The following is a 23,935-nucleotide window of genomic DNA, read 5'->3' as shown; positions in this document are numbered from 1 at the left end:
CTGCCGTGGCCAGCGATAGCCGGGTGTATCGCGCTCAGTGCACCATGAGCGCCGGATCGGCATCCTTGACCACGGGCCTGGTCCGCGGTAGGAAGTACGCCGGAATCAGGGTCAGCACGGCGAACACCAGCGCCACCAGATAGGTGTTCGCGAACGCGTCGGCGGCATCGGCCGGCCCGGGCGGTCCGGCCGGGGTGACCCGATCGGCGATCTCGTTGGACAGCACCACCGACATGATGGCGGTACCGATCGACCCGGCGCCCTGGTTGATGATGTTCATCAACGTGGAGCCACGCGCCACCTGCTGGTGGGTCAGCGTCTGGATGGCGGCGGTCATGGTCGGCATCATCGTGCAGCCCATGCCGAGGCCCATGACGAACAGCGCCGCGCACATGGCGACATAGTTCGTCGTGTCGGTCAGCTGGATGAAGAAGACCATGGAGACCGAGATGATCGCCAGGCCCGTCATCACGATCTTGCCCGGGCCCATGCGGTCGACGAATTTGCCGGCGATCGGCATCGTGAGCATGGCGCCGATGCCCTGCGGGGCCATCAGCAGACCGGCGGCCATCGCGGACTCACCGCGCACCTGCTGCAGATAGCTCGGCAGCAGCAGACCCGAGCCGAAGAACGCGATGGCGAACATCGTCATGGTGAGCACCGCGAAGGTGAGCGACCGGTTCTTGAACAGCGACAGGTCGATGAGCGGATGGGTGGTGCGCAATGCGTGCAGGACGAAGCCGACCAGCAGCGCGACACCGATCACGACCGGGATGATCACCTTCTTGTCGGCGAACGTGCCGACCTCGGGAATCGTCGACACGCCGTAGAGGAACAACGCCAGACCCGGCGAGGCCAGCAGCATGCCGACGAAGTCGAAGGACTCGCTCGGTTCGGGCCGGTCCGGCGGCAGCACGATCGCGGCCAGGGTCAGCGCGAGCACGCCGATCGGCAGGTTGATCAGGAAGATCCAGTGCCAGCTGAACGCATCGATCAGCCAGCCACCCAGGATCGGGCCGCCGATCGGGCCGAGCAGCATCGGCACGCCGAGCACCGCCATGACCTGGCCGATCCGCTGCGGGCCTGCCGCGTGGGTCATGATCGTCATGCCCAGCGGCATCAGCATGCCGCCGCCGAGGCCCTGGATCACCCGGAAGGCGATCAGCGACTCGATGCTCCACGCGACACTGCACAACAGCGAGCCGAGCACGAACAGGATCAGCGCGGTCAGGTACAGCCGTTTGGTGCCGAACCGGTCGGCAGCCCAGCCGGTGAGTGGGATGACGGTCGCCAGCGCCAGCGTGTAGCCGGTCATCGTCCACGCGGCGATGGCATAGGTTGTCTGGAACTCGGTGATGAACGTCGGCAGTGCGACGGTCACAACAGTCACGTCGAGAATCGACATGATCGCACCGATCACGACGACACCCGCGATCTTCAGCACGCCCTTGTCGAGCTTGTCCGAAGCGGGGCCGGGCAAGGCCGCCGACGTATGTGGAGGTTCTGTCACCGCTTAAGAGTGCCACGTCGGATCGGTAACGACCACAGGGGCATCCGCCCGAATGTCGCCGACCGCGGGCGACTGTCCCGATTGCCCGTTGTTCGCATGCCCGGCCGACGATAGCACGCACGCATCGCTGACCGCGCCAACCGTGCGATTGCCCGCCGGAAACCCTGGCGACATCGCCCGACCGACCGGCGGTTTCTTTTCCGAAAAGCTTGCGCTGGTAGGGGTTTCGCAGCAGACAATGGCCGGGGACCGGTGCATCGGTCCGACGCCGGGGGGACAACGATTCGTCTTCCCGTGGCGTTCCTGCCCGTACGCAACACGTAAGGGAAAACGATGAGATTCCGCCGCTTCGCCGCACCCGCCCTGCTCGCCGCCGGGGCCACCGTTCTCGCCACCGGCACCGCACACGCCGCGCCCGCGCCCGCCGCCCCGCCCGCTCTCGCCGTGCAGGGCGTCGAACAAGGCATCGGATACACCGTCGGCCCGAACGCGGACGGCAGCGCCCTGGTCACCACGCTCGATTCCGGCGCGTTCCGGATCGCCGGGGGCACCATCCTGCTCACCGACGCCGCGGGGCAGGCCGTCAGCGCCTTCCCGACCACCGTGCACGTCAACGGCGCGACCGTCGGTCTGTCCCCCAGCCTGACCGACAACGGCCGCACACTACTGCTCACCCCGGTGAACGCCCCCGCGGCCTCCGAACGCCTGGCGAGCTTCGTCGACGAGAACGAGACGCTGGCCCGCAAGCAGCACAATGCGGTCGTCGGCGCGCTGGTCGGCGCGGGTATCGGCGCGGTGCTCGGGTTCTTCCTCGGCGGCGTCGGCGCGCTGATCACCGTCCCGATCGGCGCGGGCATCGGCGCCCTCATCGGCTTCTCCACCCCCTGATCGAGGCGTCCGGGCAACCGCTGATCCGGCCGCTTCGAACCCCGGGACCTCGATGACCCCGACGATCGCGGCGTGAACCCCGCGGCGAGTCGCCGTGCCCCGTCGACCGGTACGGGCGCACGGCGACTCGGCTGGTGTAGAGGCCGCGCCGGGTGCGGCCACCATTGGCGGGGTAACGCCCGACCGGACCTATCGGGGCGTGGAACTGTCCGCGACGCAGGCGGATTCGAGCACCTGCGGTGTGATCATCGGCGCCGTCACGGAATTCGCCCGGCCGATGTACTCGTCGTTGATGAGGTGGTAGGCCTCGCCGAGATCGTCGAGCGCACGCTGCCACCGTTCCTCCGCCGCCGCCCCTCCCGGTCTGCGGCTCAGCGCGAGCAATGCCGCAGTGGCGTGCGCCGAGCGGACCGCCGCGTCGAGCAGGGCCGGTGCCGGATCCGCGACCGCCGTTCCCGCGAGGACGCCGATCCGATCGTGCAGCAGGCGCGCCTCGAAACACGCCTGCTCGGTCGGATTCTCGTCGAGAGCCGCGGGCACGCCGCCCGGCGCCACCCCGTGCTCGTCCGCCATCACCTGGCGTAGTTCCCCGGAGATCACCCGATGGAGCAGTCCGACGAGATCGGCCTGCTCGTCGGCCGGTCCGCGATGCGACCCGACCGACCCACTCGTGTCCACCCGCAGGATCGCCAGCACCGCCCGCAGTTGCGCGATGGTCACCACGACCGTGTCCTCCCTGTCAGCCCACGTTTGCCATGCACCGAACCACACCGTCACCGAACGCGGCCTCAACGTAGCCAAGCCGGGGCCCGCTGTCCAGAGCAGTGACCCGCGACATGCCCCTTCGCCCGAACTTTCGCCCCACCCGCACCGGCGCCGACCCTGAATATCATTGCGGGTGAACCCGGCTCGGGCCTGCCGTCGGCGCGGGCGGGCCGGGGCTCCGAGTACACCGGAAGGACGCCATGATCGAGCGCTGCCGTCGTATCCTCGCGCTCACCGCTGTCGCCTGGCTGGCCGCCGGATGCACGATCCTGCTGGACGAGCCCCCGCCGCCGCCCTCTTCGGAGGAGATCGCCGCGGCTGCCGAGGAGATGGCCGCGCTGCCGCGTTCGGCAGAGGCGGTGCGATCGCTGCGCGAGGCGATGATCCACATCGCCGCGGCCGCCTCGGCGGTCGAACCACGGCTCGTCTGGTCGTGGGGCGAGCCGGGCGGCGAGGGGCCGTGCACCGAGGAGTACGCGAACATCGGCGGCATCCGCGTCACGCTGCCCCGCTACGTCGCCGACGGCCCCGTTCCGCCGAGGGCGTGGCCGGAGTTCCGTGCGACCGCAGCCGCCCTGGCCGCCGGCGCGGGCGCCGAGGTCATGAAGCCCGACCTCAGCACGCCCGACAACCATTACGTCGACTTCGAGGGCACCGACGGCACCTTCCTCGGCAACCGGACGAGCCTTTCGGTCTACACCGACCATTCCTCCACCACCATCACCGCGACCACCGGCTGCCGACTTCCCTGAGCACATGCGGACGGGTTCGGCGCCGTCCGGTAGGGCTGGACGTCGGATACCGTGCGGCGCAGCGCAGTACATTCGCTCGGCCGGACGGCGATCACCTGCCCGTTTGCGCGGAGTGCGCCGGGGTAGGCGGTGCTTGTGCGCCCGGCACACCGCCCGGGCGGGCCATCGTGACCGGTACCGACCAGGAGGCAGCAATGCCCATCGGATACAAGCTCGCGGCCGAGGGCTACGGCCCGAACGATCTCGTCCGGCAGGCCGTGGCGGCCGAGCAGGCCGGATTCGACTTCGTGGAGATCAGCGACCACTTCCATCCCTGGCTCGACAATCAGGGCCACTCCCCCTTCGCCTGGAGCGTGCTGGGGGCGATCGCCACGCGCACCGAGCGGATCGGCCTGGCCACCGGCGTCACCTGTCCGACGCTGCGCTACCACCCGGCGGTCGTGGCCCAGGCCGCGGCGACCACGGCGCTGCTGTGCGACGGCAGATTCGTGCTCGGGGTCGGCTCCGGTGAGCGACTCAACGAGCATGTGGTCGGGCGGGAGTTCCCCGACTCGATACGCGTACGTCACGAGATGCTGCGCGAGGCGCTGGAGATCATCAGGCTGTTGTGGCGGGGTGGCTACCGGTCCTACGAGGGCACCTACCTGCGACTGTCGGACGCGCGCATCTTCGACCTGCCGCCGGAACCGCCGGTCATCGCCGTCGCGGCGGGCGGGCGCGAGGCCGCGCGCCTGGCCGCGAGCCATGGCGACGGACTGTTCGCGACCGAACCGAACGCCGAACTCGTACGCGAGTATCACGAGCGAGGCGGCGCCGGACCCCGGTACGCGGAGATCCCGGTGGCCTGGGCGCCTGACGAGCAGGAGGGCGCGCGGGCAGCGCTGGAGACCACACGCTGGGCGTTGACCGGATGGAAGGTGATGAGCGAGCTGCCCAATCCGGTCAATTTCGCCGCCGCGAGCGCGACGGTGCGCGAAGACGATATCCGCCAGCACTTCACCTGCGGCTCGGACCCCGACCGCTACGTCGAGGCGGTCCGCTCCTACATCGACGTGGGGTTCGACCATCTCGTCCTGCAGAACGCCGGACCCGACCCGTTCGGCTTCATCGACTTCTACGGATCGACGCTGCGCGAGACCCTGCACGCGTCGATGACCCGGAGCACGCAGAACGGCTGACCGGCCGAAGCCGATCAGCCGCTGTGGCCGGGTCCGCGGGCCGCGGTCAGCTCAGGCGCTGCCTGCTGCTGCGCGCGCGGCGCCGGGCCTCGGCCATCTCGGCGAGTTCCTGCTCGAGCGCCTCGGCGATGCGGAACTGCCCGGTGTCGTAGATGCCCGAGGAGCGCACGACCTCGTGGTAGGCGCCGTCCGGATCGGGCGGCGGCGCGGGGCGTTCCTTCTTCTTGCTGCGTGAGGACATGGTCCGGCTGTCCTTGGCCATCGACCGGCTGTCCTGGACAGCCGCCTCCGGCTTCGGCGCGGGTACCGGCGGCACCGAGGCCCGCGCGGGCGCGACGTCCTGTCGGGCGGTGACGGACCTGGTCGGGGCGAGCGCATCGTTGAAGCCCGCCGAGCGGACCGGCGTGGTGACCGGTGCGGTCGGCCTGGCCGCGACGGGCTTCACCGTCGGCGACTGCGCGGCCGTCGGCCGGGTCGCTGCGGGCTGTCCCGCCGTGGCCGGAACCGGCTGCATGACAGGCTTCTCGACCGGCTGCGCCGGAGCGGCAGCTCTGGTCGCGGGTGCGGCAGCCACCGCCGCCTGCTCGGCGGCCGGTGCCGCCTTGGCGGCAGCGGATTTCGCCGCGGGCTTGGGCGGGGCCGGAGCCGCGGCAGGCTTCGCCGGGGCGGATGCAGCGGCCACGGGCTTGGTGACCGCGGGCGCGGGCTTGGTGACCGTGGGCGCGGCGGCAGCGACCGAGTCGGCAACGGGCGCGGCGGGGGCCTTGGCCTTGGCCGCAGGCTTGGCGGCGGGCTTCGCGACGACCGAAGCCGACTGCCCGTTGGCCGACACCGCTTCCTTCATCGCGATTCCGTTGCGCGCCGGATCGGCGGCGGGGACGGCCTCGGTGGCTTTACGCGCCCCGGCGGCCGCAGCGGGGAGTTCTTCGTCCTCCTGCTCTTGGTGCACCACCTCGACGAGTTCCCCTTCGGCGGGAACTTCGAGGCTCTCGTCCAGGACGAGCGGCTCACCGGTCTCGGGATCGACCGGGCCCTCGACCGCGAGGTCGACCTGCTCGGCGATCTCGGCCTCGGCGGCGTGGCGCGGCACCAGGTCGATCGGCCCGCGCGCCCGCACCGCCATCAACGAGGGCAGGCTGTTGCGGATCTCCTCGGCCGGGTCGGGCAGCTCGCGCACCTGCTCGGTGGCGCGGTAGATGGCTAGGCCGTAGCGGGAACTCGCGGCATCGTGGATGAGCAACGCGACGCCGATCATCACCGGCGCGATGGCGTGCACGCCGACCTCGTACCATTGCCCCGCCCGCATGTACGGGTAGGTGTTGAGGACGACGGTCAGTGACAGCAGCGCCATCTCGGCGGCCGCGACCTGTCTGCGATTGTCGACCACACCCCATTCGGCGACCTTGTTGGTGCCGATCATGATGATGATCAGACAGACGCTGATCATCCCCTCCAGCAGGTAGCTGAACCAGTAGAGCGGATCGGTCGCACCGCCCGGCGCGATGTTGTGCTGCACGTTGACCGCCGACCACAGCATGCCCGCGGCGACGACGCCGGCCAGCGCGCGCAACGACCAGGCCCGATGCCGGTACAGCGAGGCGAGTTTGGCGTGCGGACTCGATTCGCGCCGCTGCGCGGCGATCGCCTTGCGGGCGAGCAACAGATCACGCATGTCGGCCTTCGCGATCACTTCCGCAGTTTGACGAGCCTGGTCGGAGGCCACGGCTGCGGCCTGCACTTCTTTCCAGCGCTGCTCTCGGTCCTGCTCGCGAATGCGCTCGGCGAGCTCGCGTTCGGCCTGCAGTTCGCTTTCGGACAGCGCCTCGGTGAGCGCGGGATCGAACTGGTAGGCCAGCCGTCCCCTGGCCTTTTCGACCCGGAGGGCAAGTTGCGTGACCTCGTCCTCCATCGGACGCTCGACAGTCATATCGACCTCCCCCTGGGGAGTTTCGATGGCAGACAAGTGATCACGGGTGTGAACAGCACCCCACATTCATAGTCCATACCGGGTTTCCTGCAAAACCATAGATATTCACGGTCCCCCGCACCCGGCGCGCCGCGCACGACACACGGGGCGGAAAAGCATGCTCCCGGATGCGAGCACCGCCCCCTGCCGCCGATCGGAGGAGTGACCGGCGCCCGGACCCTGGCCGCCATCGCCCGGCCGCCCTGTCGATCGGCCGGACCTGCCGACCTCGCTCGGCCGGCATCCTCGTCCGTTTGCCATCGCCCACCGCGACCGTGGGCTGGCGGGCGGATCGCCGCCGGCAGTCCGGGCGATCACGAGACCGCTGTCCGCCGCTCCATGTGAACCGTCGGGGCGGCACCCCGGTCCCATACTCCCGGGCGGGACACCGGCTTCGACCGAGGTATCGATGTGGCGTGCGACACCCCGGCCGCGGACATCCACTCGGTCACAGCCACAGGTCTTTCGACGGAAACACCACTTTCCGGCAATCACCCGGCTTACCCTGAATGCACCCGGCTCACCCCGGGGTTGCAGGGCGGGTCGCACGCCCCCCCGAACGCGATCCGCCATCGCCTAGCTGGTCAGGTGGGGCCCGGGTCCGGCTTCAGCCCGGCCCCCACCTGACCGGTACCACCAGGACATCGCACATTTCCCCACGAGACCCGGAAAAAGTCGCTAATACATCGCAAATATTCGCGTGCATCCGATCGCACAATTGTCGGCGACATCGGCGACGAGAATACCGCCGCGCAACCCCCGACCTGAAACATTCACGGGCAATTTTCGGAACAGACGAGCGGCCCGAGGGGCGGAAGACCGAATCTTTCCTGCGCGTTCCGCCGACAGACGCTAAAATTACCGGCACCTGGAAAATCGATGTGATCCGGTATTTCCGTCCGTGACAACGAGTTACGGATACGGGAGCTTCCACCGCCCGGCCGTCGGCGCCTCCGCTGTTCCATCGCGTCGCCGCCGGGCCGGTACCGTTTCACCTGCCGAGGAGGCCGACCATGGTCGACGATGTCGTGACCGATCAGTCCGAACCCGATCCCGGAATCGTGATCTGGCCGGAACCCAGCCGGCTCGAGGCCTGGTGGGAACGGGTGGTGTTCGGCGCGAGCGGCCGGGCGGCGAGTTCGCCGGGAGATCCACTGCGCGAGGGTACCCGGGGACAATAGACAACAGTCCCGTCCCCGGGCATCCATCGCGAGAATTCAGGGCCGGCGGCGCCGGAATGCGTACGCACGTTCGGAGTAGAGCGTGAGCAGTCCGAGCAATTGCGTCTCGGCCACCAGCGGCTGGCAATACAGCGAGCGCATTCCGTGCGCGAGGAGTTGCTCGCGATATTCGCCCCATCGCTGTTCGGTCCTGAGATCGCCGACCAGTACCGACTGCCCGGTGCGGGCGACATCCAGCCCCGGCGTATCGGGACACCGCGACTGAGCGCGTTCGAGTTCCTCGGCCAGCCGATTGGACCAGCCGAGCACTTCCAGGCCGTCGTTCTCCCAAGCCGCGATACCGACCAGTGGATGACCGGGCAGCAGGCGCGCGATATTACGCGCCGCGCGCTGCGGGACGGATGGATCGCGCTCCGGACCGGCGCTGCCGGTCGGGCCGGGAGACAGGACGCGGGCGTCGAGCATACGAACACCTCGTTCGTTGTCGTATCGGCGCGCGGGCGGGTACCGGTGATGACGCGGATTTCGCGCCGCCCGGCGCATCGATTCACTGTCCAGCTGGGGCCGTCTGTCCGCGGCCACACGGCGCCCGGTTCCCCCGGACGCCCGGCCGGCCTCGGCAACACCGACGACCGGCGTGAACGGTAGTGCGCCCGCATCTTTCGTGGAGACACCGGGCAGATCCGGCTCCGCTCACCCTGCACGCGAGTCATCCGCCGACCGGCGGCATGACGCGATAACAATAACACCGGTTGGTTCGTCTCGTTGCCGGGAATTCGCCGTGGCCGCTCGGCTCAGCGGAACGGGGCCGGGCGCACCCCCTCGTGCGCACGCTGGGCCTCGGCCACCGACCGGGCCGTCTCGGCCGGGACCGCTCGCTGGGAGACGACGAATCCGGCGGCGAGGACGCCCGCCACGACCCCTATGGCGATCGTTGTCCGAATCGCGCCTGCATCCACCGCCGAGTCCCTTCGCCGCCGTCACCAGCCGAGCGGCGAAGGTATCCCGCCCGTCCGCGGGCGCGGCTCGGCACACCCCGGGGTAGACCGTCTCGTGACGGCACCTACGCCGACCGGTGACCTCATCGCTGCGGCTCCGGCGGGCGCGAGGAATAGCGGGCCGACAGGATCCGCGCGACCCGGTCCGGCTCACAGCCGCGTGCCCCGCTCCCGGCCTGGCGCACCGGATCCACCCGCGCGAACGACTCCGCAGGCGGACGTCGCAGCATCCGTGCGAAGGTCCGCCCGCTCGCGGGCCAGGGGTTGGTCACCCGCCCGCTCCGGTGCCGGTACCAGCTGTCGTTGCCCGGCCACACAGTCCGCTCGATCGCGCCGCTCAGCCACCGCCGGTACCGCCGCATCGCCATCTCGGTGACCTCGACGGCGGGCGCCCCGATCTCTCGACGCCAGCGCAGGCATTTCATGATGAACGCGATCTGCCGCTCCTTCATCCCCGGGTTGCTGCCCGCGGGGTTGAAGGTGTTCGGGCCCGCGATCAGGAAGGCATTCGGAAATCCGGGCACCGCCAGTCCGAGATAGGCGTCCGCGCCGTCGCGCCACCGCTGCTGCAGGGACTGTCCGCCGCGCCCGTGCACCGCGATCGGCACCAGGAACTCCGGCGCGTGGAACCCGGTCGCGTAGACCAGGACGTCCGCACGGTGATGCACGCCGTCGGCGGTCAGCACGCCGTCGGCCGTCAGCCGCTCGATCGGATCGGTGACGAGTTCGACGTTCGGCTCGGTCAGTGCGCGGTAGTAGTCGCTGTCGACGACGATGCGCTTGGCGCCGAGCGGATGCCGGGGCGTCAGCTTCTCCCGCAGGACCGGGTCGGCGATCCGTCGGCGCAGGTAGGCCCGCGCGATCCAGCCGACGGGCCGTGCCGACCACCCGCGGCGCATCACCGGGGCCAGTGCCAGATCCGCGAACTGTTCGATGATGCAGCGGTAGGCCGGATGCGCCGCGGGCAGATGCAGCAGCACCCGCCACAGCCTGCCGAACGCCGGGTTCGGCTTGGGCAGCAGCCAGTTCGGCGTGCGCTGATAGACCGTCACCTTCCGCGCGCACTTCGCCAGTTCCGGAACGATCTGCGCGGCACTGGATCCGGTGCCGATCACAGCGATCTCGCGATCGGCGGGATCGACGCCGTGATCCCAGCGCGCGGTGTGGAAGGCGGGCCCGGCGAACAGTTCGCGGCCCGGCAACTGCGGAACCCGCGGACGGTGCAGTTGACCGACGGCGAAGACGACGATCTCGGCGTCGATGCGTTGCCCGGCCGCGGTCCGCAGTTCCCAGCGCGACCGGTCCTCCCGGTATATCACCGAGACGACCGCGGTGCGCAGGCGCAGCTTCGGCACCAGCCCGTGGTCGGCGGCGATCCGGCGCAGATAGGCCAGGATGTGCTGCTGACCGGGATAGCGGGTACGGGTACTGCGGTAGGGCGCGAAAGAGAACGAATACAGGTGTCCTGGCACATCGCACGAACATCCGGGATAGGTGTTGTCCCGCCAGACCCCGCCCAGATCGGCGCCCTTCTCCAGAATCAGGAAATCCTCGATCCCGGCTTTTCGCAGCGCCACCCCCATACCGATCCCACCGAACCCCGACCCGACGATCACCACGTGCACGTCGTGCACCGCGCCTACCGCGCCCACCACAGCCTCACTTCCCGGTCGCACTTCATGGACAACACTCAGCAAACTCGCCGTGACGCGGGTCACATGCTAGGTGGAAGTGGTGCACACGAACGAATCCGAGACCTGTGTCCGATTAGAACGGGCACTTTCACGGGAAATCCCGCACGGCTTCCCACATGCGTGAAGCCCAGCCTTTTCCGCGCGGAATCACATACCGACCATGTCGTTCCGAAACACGTTCACAGCAGACGCTCAGCAAAACTCGCTCCGGCCCCTGCTCCGCCACGGGGCACGGCAGGTCCCGGACCAGCCGCGACAGCCCCTTCCGGCGCCGCGCGGGGCGACCCCGGTCTCGTGCGGGATGAGCGAAAGTGGCAACGTGTTCGGTCCGGCCGGGCAGAGTGGACACCGGCAGGGCAGGAGAGGACAGGCGCGGTGAGCAGTATCGGAACGAGGGTCGTCGGGGCTTACCTCCGCGCGACAGCCCGACCGCGGATGACGACGGCCGAGCGCGCCCGCGACCGCATGAACGGACCCAAGGCCTCGCCCGCACCGACCGCTCGCCTGCGCAGGCGCCACCTCGTCACCCGAAGCGAGCGCGGCGAGTTCGGCGTCTACACCGTGACTCCGCGCGGCCGTGACCCGCACTGCACGGTGGTCTATCTGCACGGCGGCGCCTACATCGGTGAGATCACGGCCCACCACTGGCGTTTCATCTCCCGGCTCGCCGACCGGGGCGCGCGCGTGCTGGTGCCGATCTACGGACTGGCGCCGCAGTTCTCGTACCGGGACGCCTACCCGTTCGTCACGCGGGTGTACCGCGACGCCGCTGACCTGCCGGGACCGCTGACGCTGATGGGCGATTCCTCCGGCGGCGGGCTCGCCCTCGGGCTCGCGCAGACGCTGCGCGACCTCGGCGCGGGAGTCAGGCAGCCGGATCGCCTGATGCTCATCTCGCCCTGGCTCGACCTGACCATCGCCAATCCCGAGGTCGCCGGCGTGGACGATCCGTGGCTGGTGCGCGAGGGACTGCTGGAGGCGGGGCGTGCCTGGGCGGCGGGCGACGACCCCACCGATCCCCGGCTGAGCCCGTTGAACGGCGAGCTCGCCGGCCTACCCGCCATCGACATCCACGCGGGCACACGTGATCTCGCCTATCCCGACTGCGAGCTGCTGCGGGAGCGGGCCGTCGCCGCCGGCGTGCCGGCACGCCTGACCGTCGTCGACGGCGGCCTGCACGTCACGCCGCTGCTACCGGTCCGGGAGGGCAGAACCGCGGCGGCGGAGATCGCCGGGGAGGTGTGCACGCTCGGCTAGCAATGGCCGCGCACACCCCGGCGCGTCAGTCCTGACCGTTGTGGGCGGCCTTGTACGCGGCGACCACGTCGGCGGAGACCCGGCCGCGGCTGGATACCTCGTACCCGTTGCGCCTGGCCCATTCACGAATGGCGGACGCCTGCTCTTGATCGCCGCGCTCGCGCTGCTTGACGCTGCGGCTGCGGCCCGACGACTTGCCGACCTTGCGCGCGAACGGCGTCCACTGCTCGAAAACCTGCCGCAACGCCGCGGCGTTGCTCTCGGAGAGATCGATCTCGTAACCCACTCCGTCGAGTGCGAACGAAACCGTCTCCGCGGCCTGCGATTCGCCGTCGTAGTCATCGACGATCGTCACGACCACCTTGCGTGCCACTACGTGCCCTCCTCGGTCCGGGGAAAATGCGATCCTATTGTGCGCCGTAGCCACATCGGCGCTCACCTCGCCCCGGTCACGATCTACCGCATTGTGTGCGCCACGCCGCACCGGTGATTGCATCAGCCCTCCAGATTCCCCACGCTCAGCCCATGTCCAACCCATGCCCGTCCTGCGGCTGGCCCGCACCGCTGCTCGTGTCGACACACGGTTCGGTCCGTTACCTGCGCTGCGTCTGCGGACAATGGGTGGTGGCTCACTCCGGCGGTTCCACCGCGATCAACGGCCGATCCGAGGGACCGGGTGACGACTCGGGCGGACAGGTGGAACTGATCCCACTGCCGGAGTCCTGATGGAAATGCGCCCCCGCAGCAGTATTTCACCCCGGCGCAGATTTCGCCCGGTGGAGGATCCGGGCACCGGGAGAAGAACGGGAGGCTAACGGGCGGCTCTAGCCACGCGGTAGGTCCGGGCGACCAGCGCCGAGCGCAGGTACCACAGTCCGGACGGCTGGGTGGGGTCGAAACCGGTGAGCTGAGCGATGCGCTTGAGCCGGTAGTCCACGGTGTTGGTGTGCACGTGCAGCAACCGGGAGGTGCGCTGGCGGTTCAGGTTGTTGGCGATGTGGGTGCGCAGGGTCTCGAGCAGTTCCGGGTGATCGTCGAGCGGCTCGAGCAGCGCGCCCAGGTATTCGCGGCCCGGGCCGGGACGGGTCAGCTGGTATTCGAGCGCGAGTTCGTCGAAGCGGTAGAGCCCCGGCACCGCCTGCAATCGCTGCACCATGTCGAGCAGTTCGTGCGCCTGGTCGGCGGCGTCGGGGATCCGCGCGGTGGCAGTCCGCACCATGGTGGCGGTGATGCCGGTGTGCGCGGCCTTCGCGAGTGCCGCGACCAGTTCGCCGAGACCCTCGTCGTCCACCGTGTCCGCGGGGATCAGCACGGTGCCGCCGTCCACGCTGAGCAGCGACAGCGCGGTCCGGCCGCAGCGATCGGCCAATTCGGCCTGGATCCGGCGCAGCTTGCGCCGGGCGACGACCTGACCGTCGAGCGCGGGATTGTTCTCGTCGTGATGCGGCGCGATCGCCACGGCCAGCACCGCATACGACTCGGCGATGGCGATTCCACACTCGCGGGCCATGGTCGAGTTGCTGTGACCGCCGAGCAGCGCCGAGGTGAGCGTGTGCACCGCCGTGTGGTGTTCGCTGACCACCGCGCGCAGTTCTTTGACATAGGCGGAGGAGATCGCGGTGGTCATCTGGTCGAGGATCTCGACGATCCGCCGGGCGCCGTCGACGAGACTCTCGTAGTCGTTGGCCGTCGCATGGGACATCACCAGGTCCATGCCGATCTTGAAGCCCTCGTGGACCGAGTGGTGGATCGTCCCGATGGGCACACCTTCCCGCGCCCAGCCCGCCGCGGCGTCCTCGAGGCGGCGCAGCTGGGTGCCGACGTCGCGCCCGTCGAGCATGTGGACGGCCACCTCGAGGCAGACCCGGGTGACCATGGTGACGTCACCGCTGATGGCGTCGCCCGGCAGCGTGCCGCAGGGCGCGACGGTGCGGACGAAATGCCCGACCATCTGCTGGGACAGGCTCCGGACATCCTGGAGCGGAGAGGACATCGGCTTTCCGGACAGGGTCAGGCTCGACGGCGCCGGATTCGGCCCCATCCGATCTTCGACGGTCATCGGCGACTCCTCGCGCACCCGAAATTACTGTGTGGCGAGTTCACACTAACGACGGGGCGAGTGGCACGGGGCGGATCGCCCTGTTGCGTGAGAAGGCCCAGTCCGCGCGCCTTCCGATTGTGACTGTTCACCACCGCGTCGCCGATTGGACGATCGCGTATGTGACTGCGCGTCCCGGCGATGGCTCGTGACGGCTCCCGGCGGTTGACTCGAAGACGACGAAAAGCGAACTCGCCGAGGAGGAAACAGCATGCGTATCACTGTCCTGGGAGCCACCGGCAGCATCGGCAGACATCTGGTCGACCGAGCCGTCGACGGCGGCCACGAGATCACCGCACTGGTCCGCGATCCCGACCGACTGCCCGCGCGGCCGGGTGTCACCGTCGTCGCGGGCGACGCGACCGTCCCCGTCGATGTCGCCGGGGCGGTGGCCGGCGCGGACGCGGTCGTCGTCGCACTGGGCTCGGGCCGCGCGGCCGGCGTGCGGGAAGCAGGCACCCGCACCGCGATCGAGGCGATGCGCGACAGCGGCGTGCGCAGACTGGTGTGCCTGTCCACGCTCGGCGCGGGCGAGAGCCGCGCCAACCTGAACTTCGTCTGGAAGTACGTGATGTTCGGCCTGCTGCTGCGCCGGGCCTACGCCGATCACCTGCGACAGGAGGAGGTCGTCCGCGCCTCCGGTCTGGATTGGACCCTGATCCGGCCCAGCGCGTACACCGACGGCCCCTACACCGGGGAGTACCGGTACGGATTCGGCTCCGACGCAACGGGTCTCACGTTGAAGGTGTCGCGTGCCGATGTCGCCGACGCGCTGCTGCGCGCGGTTACCGACGACGACCGGATCGGCCGGGCGGTCTCGGTGTCGAACTGAGGCCGGGCCGAGCACGGAGAGTCGCGATGCCACAGGCAGCAGGCGCGGAGCTGGGTACCCTCGCCGGAGTGGACGTTCTGGAGGCGCTGCTCGACGGACCGCGGGCGCGCGGAGCCTTCCTGCTCCGCTCGCTGCTGGACCCGCCGTGGGCGCTGCGGATAGCGGACGGCGCACCGCTGACGGTGGTCTCCCCGATGCGCGGAGATGCCTGCCTGCTGCTCGACGACGGCGAATCGGCGCGGCTGGCCACCGGGGACGTGGCGATCGTGCGTGGTCCCGGCTGCTACACCGTCGCCGACGACCCGGGAACGACACCGACGGTCGTCGTCCTGCCCGGCGGATTGTGCACCAGCGCCGACGACGGGCGCAGCCTCGTCGACGAGTGGTCACTGGGCGTCCGGACCTGGGGCGCGAAGGACGGCCGCACCGTGCTGCTCACCGGCACCTATGAGAACGCGGGGGAAGCGAGCAGGCCGTTGCTCTCGGCCCTGCCCGCCCTGGTCGTGCTGCGGGCCGACGAGTGGCGCTCCCCGTTGGTCGGCGTGCTGGCCGAGGAGATGGCGGTGACCGCGCCCGGCCAGCGGGCCCTGCTCGACCGGCTCCTCGACGCACTGCTCATCTCCGCGCTGCGCACCTGGTTCGCCGCGCAACGCGAGCACGCGCCGTCCTGGTATCTCGCGCAGCAGGACCCGGTCGTCGGCATCGCGCTGGCCCGCATCCACGGCGCGCCGGAACGACCGTGGACGGTGGCGAGCCTGGCCGCGGAAGCCGGTGTCTCCCGGGCGAATCTGGCCCGCCGGTTCACCGACCTGCTGGGCGAGCCGCCGATGGCCTATCTCACGCACTGGCGGCTCGCGCTGGCCGCCGATCTGCTCACCGATCCGGAGGTCACGGTGAGCAGCGTCGCCCGCCGGGTCGGCTACAGCACCCCGTTCGCGTTCAGCACCGCGTTCAAACGCGCCAGGGGCCTGAGCCCGCAACAGCACCGCCTGCGCGGCACGTCCACGGGAAGAACCGCGGCGCACCGACCACCCGGGCTGTGAGATACAACCCACCGGAAGATCACTCGGGCCGCAGCGTCACCGGCAGATCGCGCTGCGGCGACGCGGAATCGCCGCCGGCTTCGGGCAACGCGCAGGCCATCCCCTCGGCCATCCCGGTCGGCCGGACGCCGAGCGCCTGGTTGAGCCGGGCCCGCTGGTTCTCCCATGCGATCGCCACGGCCAGTTCGGTGACCTGGGTCCGGCCGAGACGGTCGAGCAGTTGTGCGCGCAACTCGTCCAGTCCGATCGCCGGCGTCACGGTCATGGCCTCGGCATAGGCGATCACGAGTTTCTCGAGGTCGTTGTAGGCCGGGCTGGTCCGATAACGCGGCAGGTCGGCGATCTGCTGTTCGGTGACGCCGCCGGAGTGCGCGATCGCCGATCCGATATCGAGGCAGAATTCGCAGTTGACCAACGCGGCGGTCTTCAGCTCGGCCAGCTCCTTCAGGTGCGGGTCGACCCGGTTGCTGACCATCAGCGCCGTCTCGAAGGTCAGCACGCCCGCCGCCAGTTGGGGCCTGCGCGCCAGCCAGCCCGCCAGATCTCCACGGTGCCGCCGCGCACGTCCCAGGGTGCGCACGAATATCCGCAACCGCTCGACTGTCCTCACGACCGACCTCCCCGAGTCCGACGATCTCTTCACCCTACGCCGATCGCCCCGCCCGAATCAGCGTCCGAGGTCCGACGAACCCACGGTCATACCCTTCGGACATCGATCAGCAATCCCCGCTCGATGGGCTGCTCAACCTGCCCACGGCCCCATACGGGTCGCCCGCGGATGCCCCACCGTGCCACGATGTGTCCAGCCCCCATGACAGCGACCACAAAAGTCGACCACATCCGAGCACATTCGGCTAACATCCAGCGACCAGACGGGCCGGATCCAGACCGGAAATGTCGGAGCCCGGTGCACGGAAGGACAGCCCATGATGCCGGCGCAGTTCGAAGATCGATCGAACGGTCTCAGCGAACTCCCCGCCCACGGTGGCGACAGCGACGCGCAACGCGTCGGACTCCTGCACGAGCCACGGCTGCGTTACCTGCTGCGCGCCGCCGCCGACCTGACCGAGGAATCCCAGGAACTACTCGTCGCGGTCACCGACCGGTTGCGCGTGGTCGAGCACCTCGCCAACGGGGCGACCGCGGAACTGTACTGATCATCCTCCCACGGCGCGCTCATCGTGCGGGTCGTCGCTCCCGTCGTGCGCGCGCTCGCCGGTGTGCCACTCCGAGGAGCTCCCGGCAGACTCCGGCCGTGCGCGAGCCCGGATTCACCACCGATACCCAGCCCGCGGAGCCGTAGACGGGGTGGGCGACCACGGTGTCCTCGATGCTCGGATCTTCCGGCGCCGCCGGGCTTTCCCGCGGACTGCGGCCGAGGTGTGCCGCGAAGCTGTCGCGGCCCGCGTCGATGTTGAGGCGAAACGCGCCCGGCCGATCCAGGCGGGACTGTTCGTCGCCGGGATAGTCCTTCGTCACGACGGTCGCGAAGGGCTGCGTCGCGGCGGGTACCTGCCCGTCGGGTGCGACATAGAAGAACACGTCGCCCCAGGCGATCTCCGGGGAGCCGTCGCCCGGCCCCGGGCGCAGGGTCAGCACAGCGCCGAGGGATTCGGTGAACTCGATGATCTCGTCGATGGTCATGCTTCGAGCGTTACATTGAAGTGCTTGTGTGGACTTCGCCCGCGATTTCCGGAGGTGGACACGTGCCGACCCGGCACAGCACGGCATTACGCACGATCGATGTCGCGCGACGCAGCGGGTATTCGGCCGAGCAGGTGCGCAAACTCGAACGCTCCGGCATCTTGCCGCCCGCGCGCCGCACCCCGAGCGGCTACCGCGTCTACGGGCAACAGCACCTCGACTGCGCCCTCGCCTACCGAGCCCTCGCCGCGGGCACCGGCCCCACACAGGCGGCACATATCGTGCGCACCGCCCACTCCGGTCCCGAGGCCGACCTGCTCGCCCTGATGGACACCGCCCATGCCCGCCTCGACATCCAACGCCGCGACCTCGCCGCCGCCCGAGCTGCTGCCGCCGTCATCGCCGCCGAGCCCATCGACGCGGTGCACCCCTCCGACGCCATGACCATCGCCGAACTCGCCGGCGCACTCGGCGTCCGCACCTCGACCCTGCGGCACTGGGACGCGTCCGGTCTCGTGCGACCAGGTCGCGCCGGACCGAACGGCGCGCGCCGGTACTCCCCCACCGATGTGCGCGACGCCCGGATCGTGCACCAATTGCGCGGGGCGGGCTACGGCATCGATGCACTCCGCACCCTCATGCCGGACCTGCGAGGCACCGGCCGCTGGAGCGACGTACTCGCCGGGCTGAGAGCCCGCCAGGACGACATCCACCGCCGCTCCCGCGCCCTGCTCGGCGCGGGCACTCACCTGGACGCTGTACTCGCGTCCGGAGAACTCGCCGACTGACCGGCGCCCGCCCGGACCCGACGAGTGATCTCGACTCGGGCGATCTGCTCGACCGACCCGGCGGCGACGGCCCGGCCCTCGTGCTCATCAGCCATCAGCCATCAGCCATCAGCCATCAGCAGAGCGTCGTCGAGCAGCTCGCCGACGACATCCTCGACCTGCGAACCTCACAGCAGGCGCCGGCAGAGCACCGCAAGGCCCGCCCCGAATCCTGGCTCGGCGCTCGGGAACACCGACGCACGAGCACACGGTGCAGTCCGGTACCGAACCGGACACAAGGGCACCGTTGCGCCCCGGCGGGGCACAGACCGAGCGAACCGGCGTCAGGCCGGACGAGCGGGGGTGAGCAGGCCGATCGCGAAATCGGCGTACTGGGCGGCGATCTGCTCGGGGGTGTAGGGGCCGCGGTCGGAGAACCACTGCGCGATGCCGGTGCACATGGTGGAGATCGCGCGACCGGCGGCCTGCGGATCCTCGATGTCGAAATCTCCGGCGGCACGGCCGGATTCGATCTCCTCGTCGAGGATGCGCTGGATCTCGCGGCGGGAGCGGGCGATGCGGGTGCGGTCGGCGGGCAGCAGGCTGCGCATCTCGCTGGCGCCGATGAAGCCGAGTTCTCTGCGGTGGGTGTGGAACAGGGCGAGCGCCTCGACGATCAGGCGGACCCTGGTCACGGCATCCTCGCCGTCGGCGCAGGCGGCGGGCACCCGCCAATGCAACTCGTCCATCGTCAGGTCGAGAATGCGCACCAGCAGATCCTGTTTGTCGCGATAGCGGTGGTAGAGGCCGGGCACGCTGGTGCCGGCGCGATCGGCCAGCGCGCGCACGGTGGTGCCGTGGTAGCCGATGTCGACGAAGGAGGCGATGGCGGCGGTCAGCACCGGGTCGGCGTCCAGCGGCCCGAATACCCGCCAGTCGGGATGCGCACCGTGGTTGCGCCCCGCGGCGGCGGTCTCCGTGCTGCCGCCGCCGGGCGCGGCAGGGCTACCACCGCCGAGCAGTTGCGGGGCGGTCAGGCCGAGAGCGGCGGCCACATCGTTGAGCCGCTCGACCGACAACCCGGTGCGCCCGTTCTCGATCGCACTGAGCGTGGCCGGACTCACTGCGATGCGCCGCGCCAACTCACGCAGCGAGAGCCCCGCCGCGACGCGCGCGGCACGGATCGCCTCGTGTGGCGCCCGCACCGCACCCGGGCCCGCCTGCGCCCCCGGCGCAGCAGCTCCGGAGCCGGTCGGGGTCGCCGGCAGCCTCCGCACGGGTATCCCCGGCACGGCCACACTCGGCATCGAGGCGTTCGGCGCGACCGCACGGGGAGTCGCCGCGGGGGGCGGCCCGGTGTTCGACAGCGGTGCACTCGATGACGGAACGGACATGATGTTCAGCTTATCCGAACACTACCGATTCCGGACAACCCGCTCATCAACACAGTTCAGAGCAACTATTTGACAGCACCACCGGTCTGGTGAGAGTGTTCAGTCGGAGCGATCGTTCGGTCGAGTACGACGATCCTCCCTATGCCGAGGAGGAGTTGCGATGCCGATCGATCTGACCTATTCCGCCGACGTGCTCGACCTGATCGAGCGCACGCGCACATTCGTGCGGGAAACGGTGCTGCCGATCGAGGACGAGCACGGCGGCGACATCACCGCGGCCGGCGGCGACGCGATGCGTGTGAGCATGCAGAAGCTGGCCAAGGACGCCGGGGTGTTCGCCCCGCACGCGCCGGTCGAGTTCGGCGGGCACGGGCTGAACATGTCCGACCGCGCGCCCGTCTTCGAGGAGGCCGGCTACTCGCTGTTCGGCCCGATCGCGCTGAATCTCGGCGCCCCCGACGAGGGCAATGTGCACATGCTCGCCCATATCGCCGACCCCGACCAGCGGATCCAGTACCTCGAGCCGCTCGCGCGCGGCGATCAGCGTTCCGCCTTCGCCATGACCGAGCCCGCCCCCGGCGCCGGCTCCGACCCGGCCGCGCTGACCACCCGCGCGTCCAAGGTCGAGGGCGGCTGGCGCATCAACGGCGTCAAGCACTTCATCACCGGCGCCGACGGCGCGGGCTTCTTCATCATCATGGCCCGCACCTCCGGCGAGCCCGGCGACCGCGGCGGCGCCACCATGTTCCTGGCCCCGGCCGACACCCCCGGCCTGCGCGTCGGCCGCCACATCACCACCCTGGACCGCGCGATGATCGGCGGGCACTGCGAGGTGTACTTCGAGGACATGTTCGTCCCCGACGAGGCGGTGCTCGGCGCGGTCGACCGCGGCTACGAGTACGCACAGGTCCGCCTCGGTCCGGCCCGCATGACGCACGTGATGCGCTGGCTCGGCGCGGCGCGGCGCGGTCACGACATCGCCGTGGCGCGGGTCGCCGAACGCGAGGGCTTCGGTTCGCGCATCGGCGACCTCGGCATGGCGCAGAAGATGATCGCCGACAACGAGATCGACATCGCCGCGACCCGCGCACTGCTGGTGCGGGCCTGCTGGGAACTCGACCAGGGCGAGCACGCGGGCAACGCGACCTCCATCGCCAAGACCTTCGCCGCCGAGGCCATCGGCCGCATCGTCGACAACAGCATCCAGCTGTGCGGCGGCCTCGGCGTCTCCGACGACCTGCCGCTGGCCCGCCTCTCCCGCGAGGTCCGCCCGTTCCGCATCTACGACGGCCCCTCCGAGGTGCACCGCTGGGCCATCGCCAAGCGTGCCGTCGGCGCCGCCCGCCGCGCCGCCCGCGGCTGAGTTCTTCGCCGGTTTCCGGCGGACCACACGTCGAAGCCCTTGTCTCCGCCCCCGGGGACGAGGGCTTCGACGTTCCGCCGGGGGTCGCGTTCCTGCCACCGCCGCCGGACTCGGCACGGCGATCGGACCCATGTCATGGTCGATGAGCTCGTGCCACGCGCGCGCGAACGCGGCGGCGATCACCCGTGTTCAGTCCCCCGGGCGAGGCAGCAACCGCGCGGCGGCTTCCCGCACATCCGCGCCGATCTCGGTCCTGCCCAGCATCTGCAGGACCGCTTCCGGAATGAGCCGCTCGGCGTACTCCGGCGCGCGCCCCTCGTCGGAGCGGATATTGATGACGCTCTCCACCAGCCGGAACGGCAGCACCTCGACACCGGGCGCGCTCGCCAGCCCCTCCTCCGCGATCACTTCGGCGGCGAATCGCTCGTAATGCCCGCGTAGTTCGTCGCGCTGCGCGCGGAAGGTCGCGAAGCGCGGGGAGCGCAGCTCGGGCAGCAGATACAGCGCACCGAGATTCCATCGCGCAGCACACAACTGCGCCACGTCGTAGCGAACCAGCGCGTAGAGCCGCACCGCGGCGGGCACGGCTTCCGCACGCAACGATTCGGCCAGCTCGAGCGGCCCGCTCACGGTTCCGGCGAGCAACGCCTCGAGAATGTCGTCCTTGGCGCCGAAGTGGTGATAGAGCGAGGCCTGCCTGATCCCCACCGCGTCGGCGATGCCGCGAGTCGAGGTGCTGGCGTAGCCCTGGGTGGTGAACAGCTCGGCGGCGGCGTCGAGGATCTCCGCGCGCGGGGTCCGGCCCTCACGTCGCCGCGGCGCGAGACGCGGACGCCCTGGCCCAAGGGAGGTCACCTGCCCATTCTCGCCCATCACTCAACGCTCGGCGGCGGCCGGATCACCGAGCTCAGTGCCCGAGCCGTCAGCCGTCGCGATACCTGTCATCTGACAGAAACATGGGAAATCCAGAAGTTACCGGCAGTAACGAGCCCGAAGCAGCGCCGTCACCGCAGATGTCATCGGAAACCGAAAACTATCGAGTGACAGATATTGGCCGCGACGCCGAAGGAAGCCAGCCATGGCCACCACACTCACCCCGTCGGAATCGACCGACAGCGCCGACCTCGAACGGTTCGGCTATCAGCCAGTCCTGCATCGCAAGCTCGGCCGCTACGCCTCGTTCGCGGCCGGATTCTCGTTCGTCTCGATCCTCACCACGATCTTCCAGTTCTTCGGCTTCGGTTACGGATTCGGCGGCGCGGCCTTCTTCTGGACCTGGCCGATCGTGTTCGCCGGCCAGTTCCTGGTCGCGCTGAACTTCGCCGAACTGGCCGCGCGCTACCCGATTTCGGGCTGTATCTACCAGTGGTCACGCAGGCTGGCCGGGGAGACGATCGGCTGGTTCGCCGGTTGGATGATGATCATCGCCCAGGTCGTCACCGCTGCGGCGGCGGCCATCGCGCTGCAGGTGGTGCTGCCCGCGATCTGGAGCGGATTCCAGATCATCGGTGCGGACAGCGCGCTCACCTCGCCGTCGGGCGCGGCGAACGCGGTGCTGCTGGGCAGCGTGCTGCTGATCCTGACCACGCTGGTCAATGTGGTCGGCATCGACTGGATGGCGCGGCTGAACTCCATCGGCGTCACCATCGAGATCGTCGGCGTACTCGCCATCATCGGAGTCTTCTTCGCCAACGTCGATCGCGGACCCGATGTGGTGCTGGACAATTCGACCGCGGCGCCTGGACCCTTCTGGGCGGCCTTCCTGGTCTCGGGCCTGATGGCGGCCTACGTGATGGTCGGCTTCGACTCCGCGGGCGAACTCTCCGAGGAGACCAAGAACCCGCGCCGGGTCGCCCCGCGCACCATCCTCACCGCGCTGGCCGCGTCGGCCATCGGCGGCGGGCTGATGATGCTGGGCGCGCTGATGGCCGCTCCGAGCCTGACCGACGGCAAGCTGGCCTCCGAGGGCCTCGCCTACGTCATCTCGGCCAAGCTGAACAGCCCCGCGGGCACGGTGCTGCTCGGCTGCGTCGCGGTCGCGGTGACCGTGTGCACCCTGGCGATCCAAACCGCCGGCTCCCGTCTGATGTTCTCGATGGCCCGCGATGGCAAACTGCCCTTCGCGCAGCAGCTCTCGACCGTGCACGCCCGATTCGGCACCCCCGTGCTGCCCGCCGTGGTGATCGGCGTCCTCGGCATCACGCTGCTGGTGGTCAACCTCGGCAACGCGGCGATCTTCTCCACGCTGGCCAGCGTCTGCATCGTCACCCTCTACCTGGCCTACCTGCTGGTGACCGTGCCGCTGCTGGTGCGCCGCTTCCGCGGCTGGCCCGCCGACGAACAGGTGCCCTCGGGCCTGTTCCGCCTCGGCCGCATGGGCATCCCGATCAACCTGCTCGCCGTGGTGTGGGGCGTGGCGATGGTGGTGAACCTCGCCTGGCCGCGACCGGAGGTCTACACCCCCGAGGGCGGCTCCTGGTGGATGTTGTGGTCGGCGCCGCTGTTCCTCGTCGCGACCGTCGCCGTCGGCGTCGTCGTCCAGCGCCTCACCCTCGCAGCCCCCGCCCGCGAACCCGTCCCCGCGGTCGCCCCGGCCTGACCCGGA

24 protein-coding genes are annotated in these 23,935 nt (G+C 69.9%); 12 read left to right on the top strand and 12 right to left on the bottom strand.

Annotated elements, in window-relative coordinates; translation table 11 throughout:
* Positions 1 to 34 precede the first annotated feature (34 nt).
* Positions 35 to 1,510, bottom strand: coding sequence for a DHA2 family efflux MFS transporter permease subunit (locus ON26_RS11775; protein ID WP_051026967.1), 1,476 nt, complete (start codon positions 1,508 to 1,510; stop codon positions 35 to 37).
* Positions 1,511 to 1,843: 333 nt separating this feature from the next.
* Here ON26_RS11775 and ON26_RS11770 point away from each other — a divergent pair, with 333 nt between their 5' ends.
* The gene (locus tag ON26_RS11770) at positions 1,844 to 2,398 is read left to right on the top strand and encodes a DUF8020 domain-containing protein (protein WP_040796110.1); all 555 of its coding nucleotides are present in this window, start codon (positions 1,844 to 1,846) and stop codon (positions 2,396 to 2,398) included.
* Positions 2,399 to 2,587: 189 nt separating this feature from the next.
* Here ON26_RS11770 and ON26_RS11765 read toward each other — a convergent pair whose 3' ends face one another.
* Positions 2,588 to 3,118 (bottom strand): hypothetical protein, encoded by a 531-nt coding sequence (locus ON26_RS11765; RefSeq protein ID WP_157171870.1) that lies wholly within the window; start codon positions 3,116 to 3,118, stop codon positions 2,588 to 2,590.
* 245 nt (positions 3,119 to 3,363) lie between these two features.
* Here ON26_RS11765 and ON26_RS11760 point away from each other — a divergent pair, with 245 nt between their 5' ends.
* Entirely contained in the window at positions 3,364 to 3,915 is a 552-nt protein-coding gene (locus ON26_RS11760; RefSeq protein ID WP_040796108.1) for an LppA family lipoprotein, read from the top strand.
* A 194-nt stretch (positions 3,916 to 4,109) separates the two neighbouring features.
* A complete protein-coding gene (locus ON26_RS11755) occupies positions 4,110 to 5,093 on the top strand; it encodes a TIGR03557 family F420-dependent LLM class oxidoreductase (RefSeq protein ID WP_040796107.1) in 984 nt (327 codons plus the stop codon).
* A 46-nt stretch (positions 5,094 to 5,139) separates the two neighbouring features.
* On the opposite strand, the gene ON26_RS34515 is transcribed toward ON26_RS11755, so the two are convergent.
* Positions 5,140 to 7,020, bottom strand: a complete 1,881-nt coding sequence (locus ON26_RS34515) for a hypothetical protein (protein WP_040796106.1) — start codon at positions 7,018 to 7,020, stop codon at positions 5,140 to 5,142.
* A 1,052-nt stretch (positions 7,021 to 8,072) separates the two neighbouring features.
* On the opposite strand from ON26_RS34515, the gene ON26_RS33315 reads away from it, so the two are divergent.
* Complete coding sequence (locus ON26_RS33315; RefSeq protein WP_157171869.1) at positions 8,073 to 8,240, top strand: hypothetical protein; 168 nt, start codon at positions 8,073 to 8,075, stop codon at positions 8,238 to 8,240.
* 36 nt (positions 8,241 to 8,276) lie between these two features.
* Here ON26_RS33315 and ON26_RS11745 read toward each other — a convergent pair whose 3' ends face one another.
* From ON26_RS11745 to ON26_RS11740, 3 genes are all read right to left on the bottom strand, one after another.
* Positions 8,277 to 8,705 (bottom strand): GAF domain-containing protein, encoded by a 429-nt coding sequence (locus ON26_RS11745; protein ID WP_040796105.1) that lies wholly within the window; start codon positions 8,703 to 8,705, stop codon positions 8,277 to 8,279.
* 329 nt (positions 8,706 to 9,034) lie between these two features.
* On the bottom strand, positions 9,035 to 9,199 hold the full coding sequence (locus tag ON26_RS33310) for a hypothetical protein (RefSeq protein WP_157171868.1): 165 nt from the start codon (positions 9,197 to 9,199) through the stop codon (positions 9,035 to 9,037).
* A 122-nt stretch (positions 9,200 to 9,321) separates the two neighbouring features.
* Positions 9,322 to 10,893 (bottom strand): flavin-containing monooxygenase, encoded by a 1,572-nt coding sequence (locus ON26_RS11740; RefSeq protein WP_245545819.1) that lies wholly within the window; start codon positions 10,891 to 10,893, stop codon positions 9,322 to 9,324.
* Positions 10,894 to 11,367: 474 nt separating this feature from the next.
* On the opposite strand from ON26_RS11740, the gene ON26_RS11735 reads away from it, so the two are divergent.
* On the top strand, positions 11,368 to 12,189 hold the full coding sequence (locus ON26_RS11735) for an alpha/beta hydrolase fold domain-containing protein (RefSeq protein ID WP_051026966.1): 822 nt from the start codon (positions 11,368 to 11,370) through the stop codon (positions 12,187 to 12,189).
* 25 nt (positions 12,190 to 12,214) lie between these two features.
* On the opposite strand, the gene ON26_RS11730 is transcribed toward ON26_RS11735, so the two are convergent.
* Positions 12,215 to 12,562, bottom strand: coding sequence for a histone-like nucleoid-structuring protein Lsr2 (locus ON26_RS11730; protein ID WP_040796102.1), 348 nt, complete (start codon positions 12,560 to 12,562; stop codon positions 12,215 to 12,217).
* 152 nt (positions 12,563 to 12,714) lie between these two features.
* On the opposite strand from ON26_RS11730, the gene ON26_RS32240 reads away from it, so the two are divergent.
* Positions 12,715 to 12,915, top strand: coding sequence for a hypothetical protein (locus tag ON26_RS32240; protein WP_083884020.1), 201 nt, complete (start codon positions 12,715 to 12,717; stop codon positions 12,913 to 12,915).
* Between the two features lie 85 nt (positions 12,916 to 13,000).
* Here ON26_RS32240 and ON26_RS11725 read toward each other — a convergent pair whose 3' ends face one another.
* Entirely contained in the window at positions 13,001 to 14,248 is a 1,248-nt protein-coding gene (locus tag ON26_RS11725) for a PucR family transcriptional regulator (RefSeq protein WP_040796204.1), read from the bottom strand.
* 250 nt (positions 14,249 to 14,498) lie between these two features.
* Between ON26_RS11725 and ON26_RS11720 the strand changes: the two genes are divergently transcribed.
* Together ON26_RS11720 and ON26_RS11715 are read left to right on the top strand one after the other, a co-directional pair.
* Positions 14,499 to 15,119: an NAD(P)-dependent oxidoreductase gene (locus ON26_RS11720; protein WP_040796101.1), complete on the top strand. Its 621-nt coding sequence runs from the start codon at positions 14,499 to 14,501 to the stop codon at positions 15,117 to 15,119.
* 68 nt (positions 15,120 to 15,187) lie between these two features.
* Positions 15,188 to 16,162 (top strand): AraC family transcriptional regulator, encoded by a 975-nt coding sequence (locus ON26_RS11715; protein WP_051026979.1) that lies wholly within the window; start codon positions 15,188 to 15,190, stop codon positions 16,160 to 16,162.
* 19 nt (positions 16,163 to 16,181) lie between these two features.
* On the opposite strand, the gene ON26_RS11710 is transcribed toward ON26_RS11715, so the two are convergent.
* Positions 16,182 to 16,772 carry a carboxymuconolactone decarboxylase family protein gene (locus ON26_RS11710; RefSeq protein ID WP_051026965.1) on the bottom strand — a complete coding sequence of 197 codons (591 nt, stop codon included), beginning with the start codon at positions 16,770 to 16,772 and terminating at the stop codon, positions 16,182 to 16,184.
* Positions 16,773 to 17,088: 316 nt separating this feature from the next.
* Here ON26_RS11710 and ON26_RS11705 point away from each other — a divergent pair, with 316 nt between their 5' ends.
* A complete protein-coding gene (locus ON26_RS11705) occupies positions 17,089 to 17,319 on the top strand; it encodes a hypothetical protein (protein ID WP_040796100.1) in 231 nt (76 codons plus the stop codon).
* A 19-nt stretch (positions 17,320 to 17,338) separates the two neighbouring features.
* On the opposite strand, the gene ON26_RS11700 is transcribed toward ON26_RS11705, so the two are convergent.
* Positions 17,339 to 17,806: a DUF6194 family protein gene (locus ON26_RS11700; RefSeq protein WP_040796099.1), complete on the bottom strand. Its 468-nt coding sequence runs from the start codon at positions 17,804 to 17,806 to the stop codon at positions 17,339 to 17,341.
* A gap of 62 nt (positions 17,807 to 17,868) precedes the next feature.
* Between ON26_RS11700 and ON26_RS11695 the strand changes: the two genes are divergently transcribed.
* A complete protein-coding gene (locus ON26_RS11695) occupies positions 17,869 to 18,594 on the top strand; it encodes a MerR family transcriptional regulator (RefSeq protein WP_040796098.1) in 726 nt (241 codons plus the stop codon).
* 323 nt (positions 18,595 to 18,917) lie between these two features.
* Here ON26_RS11695 and ON26_RS11690 read toward each other — a convergent pair whose 3' ends face one another.
* A complete protein-coding gene (locus ON26_RS11690) occupies positions 18,918 to 19,967 on the bottom strand; it encodes a TetR-type transcription factor C-terminal domain-containing protein (protein WP_245545818.1) in 1,050 nt (349 codons plus the stop codon).
* 160 nt (positions 19,968 to 20,127) lie between these two features.
* Between ON26_RS11690 and ON26_RS11685 the strand changes: the two genes are divergently transcribed.
* The gene (locus ON26_RS11685) at positions 20,128 to 21,330 is read left to right on the top strand and encodes an acyl-CoA dehydrogenase family protein (RefSeq protein WP_040796097.1); all 1,203 of its coding nucleotides are present in this window, start codon (positions 20,128 to 20,130) and stop codon (positions 21,328 to 21,330) included.
* Positions 21,331 to 21,519: 189 nt separating this feature from the next.
* Here the strand turns inward: ON26_RS11685 and ON26_RS11680 are convergent, their stop codons facing one another.
* On the bottom strand, positions 21,520 to 22,185 hold the full coding sequence (locus ON26_RS11680; RefSeq protein WP_281032390.1) for a TetR/AcrR family transcriptional regulator: 666 nt from the start codon (positions 22,183 to 22,185) through the stop codon (positions 21,520 to 21,522).
* Between the two features lie 223 nt (positions 22,186 to 22,408).
* Here ON26_RS11680 and ON26_RS11675 point away from each other — a divergent pair, with 223 nt between their 5' ends.
* Positions 22,409 to 23,929 carry an amino acid permease gene (locus ON26_RS11675; RefSeq protein ID WP_040796095.1) on the top strand — a complete coding sequence of 507 codons (1,521 nt, stop codon included), beginning with the start codon at positions 22,409 to 22,411 and terminating at the stop codon, positions 23,927 to 23,929.
* Positions 23,930 to 23,935 lie beyond the last annotated feature (6 nt).

It is taken from the genome of Nocardia higoensis NBRC 100133, from assembly GCF_000308595.1.
Taxonomy (GTDB): Bacteria; Actinomycetota; Actinomycetes; order Mycobacteriales; family Mycobacteriaceae; genus Nocardia; species Nocardia higoensis.
This window is presented reverse-complemented; position numbering and strand designations above follow the sequence as displayed.

Coding starts and splice junctions, on each gene's coding strand:
- ON26_RS11770 (WP_040796110.1), top strand. CDS start 1,844: ATGAGATTCCGCCGCTTCGCCGCACCCGCCCTGCTCGCCGCCGGGGCC.
- ON26_RS11760 (WP_040796108.1), top strand. CDS start 3,364: ATGATCGAGCGCTGCCGTCGTATCCTCGCGCTCACCGCTGTCGCCTGG.
- ON26_RS11755 (WP_040796107.1), top strand. CDS start 4,110: ATGCCCATCGGATACAAGCTCGCGGCCGAGGGCTACGGCCCGAACGAT.
- ON26_RS34515 (WP_040796106.1), bottom strand. CDS start 7,020: ATGACTGTCGAGCGTCCGATGGAGGACGAGGTCACGCAACTTGCCCTC.
- ON26_RS33315 (WP_157171869.1), top strand. CDS start 8,073: ATGGTCGACGATGTCGTGACCGATCAGTCCGAACCCGATCCCGGAATC.
- ON26_RS11745 (WP_040796105.1), bottom strand. CDS start 8,705: ATGCTCGACGCCCGCGTCCTGTCTCCCGGCCCGACCGGCAGCGCCGGT.
- ON26_RS11735 (WP_051026966.1), top strand. CDS start 11,368: ATGACGACGGCCGAGCGCGCCCGCGACCGCATGAACGGACCCAAGGCC.
- ON26_RS32240 (WP_083884020.1), top strand. CDS start 12,715: ATGTCCAACCCATGCCCGTCCTGCGGCTGGCCCGCACCGCTGCTCGTG.
- ON26_RS11725 (WP_040796204.1), bottom strand. CDS start 14,248: ATGACCGTCGAAGATCGGATGGGGCCGAATCCGGCGCCGTCGAGCCTG.
- ON26_RS11720 (WP_040796101.1), top strand. CDS start 14,499: ATGCGTATCACTGTCCTGGGAGCCACCGGCAGCATCGGCAGACATCTG.
- ON26_RS11705 (WP_040796100.1), top strand. CDS start 17,089: ATGATGCCGGCGCAGTTCGAAGATCGATCGAACGGTCTCAGCGAACTC.
- ON26_RS11700 (WP_040796099.1), bottom strand. CDS start 17,806: ATGACCATCGACGAGATCATCGAGTTCACCGAATCCCTCGGCGCTGTG.
- ON26_RS11690 (WP_245545818.1), bottom strand. CDS start 19,967: ATGTCCGTTCCGTCATCGAGTGCACCGCTGTCGAACACCGGGCCGCCC.
- ON26_RS11685 (WP_040796097.1), top strand. CDS start 20,128: ATGCCGATCGATCTGACCTATTCCGCCGACGTGCTCGACCTGATCGAG.
- ON26_RS11675 (WP_040796095.1), top strand. CDS start 22,409: ATGGCCACCACACTCACCCCGTCGGAATCGACCGACAGCGCCGACCTC.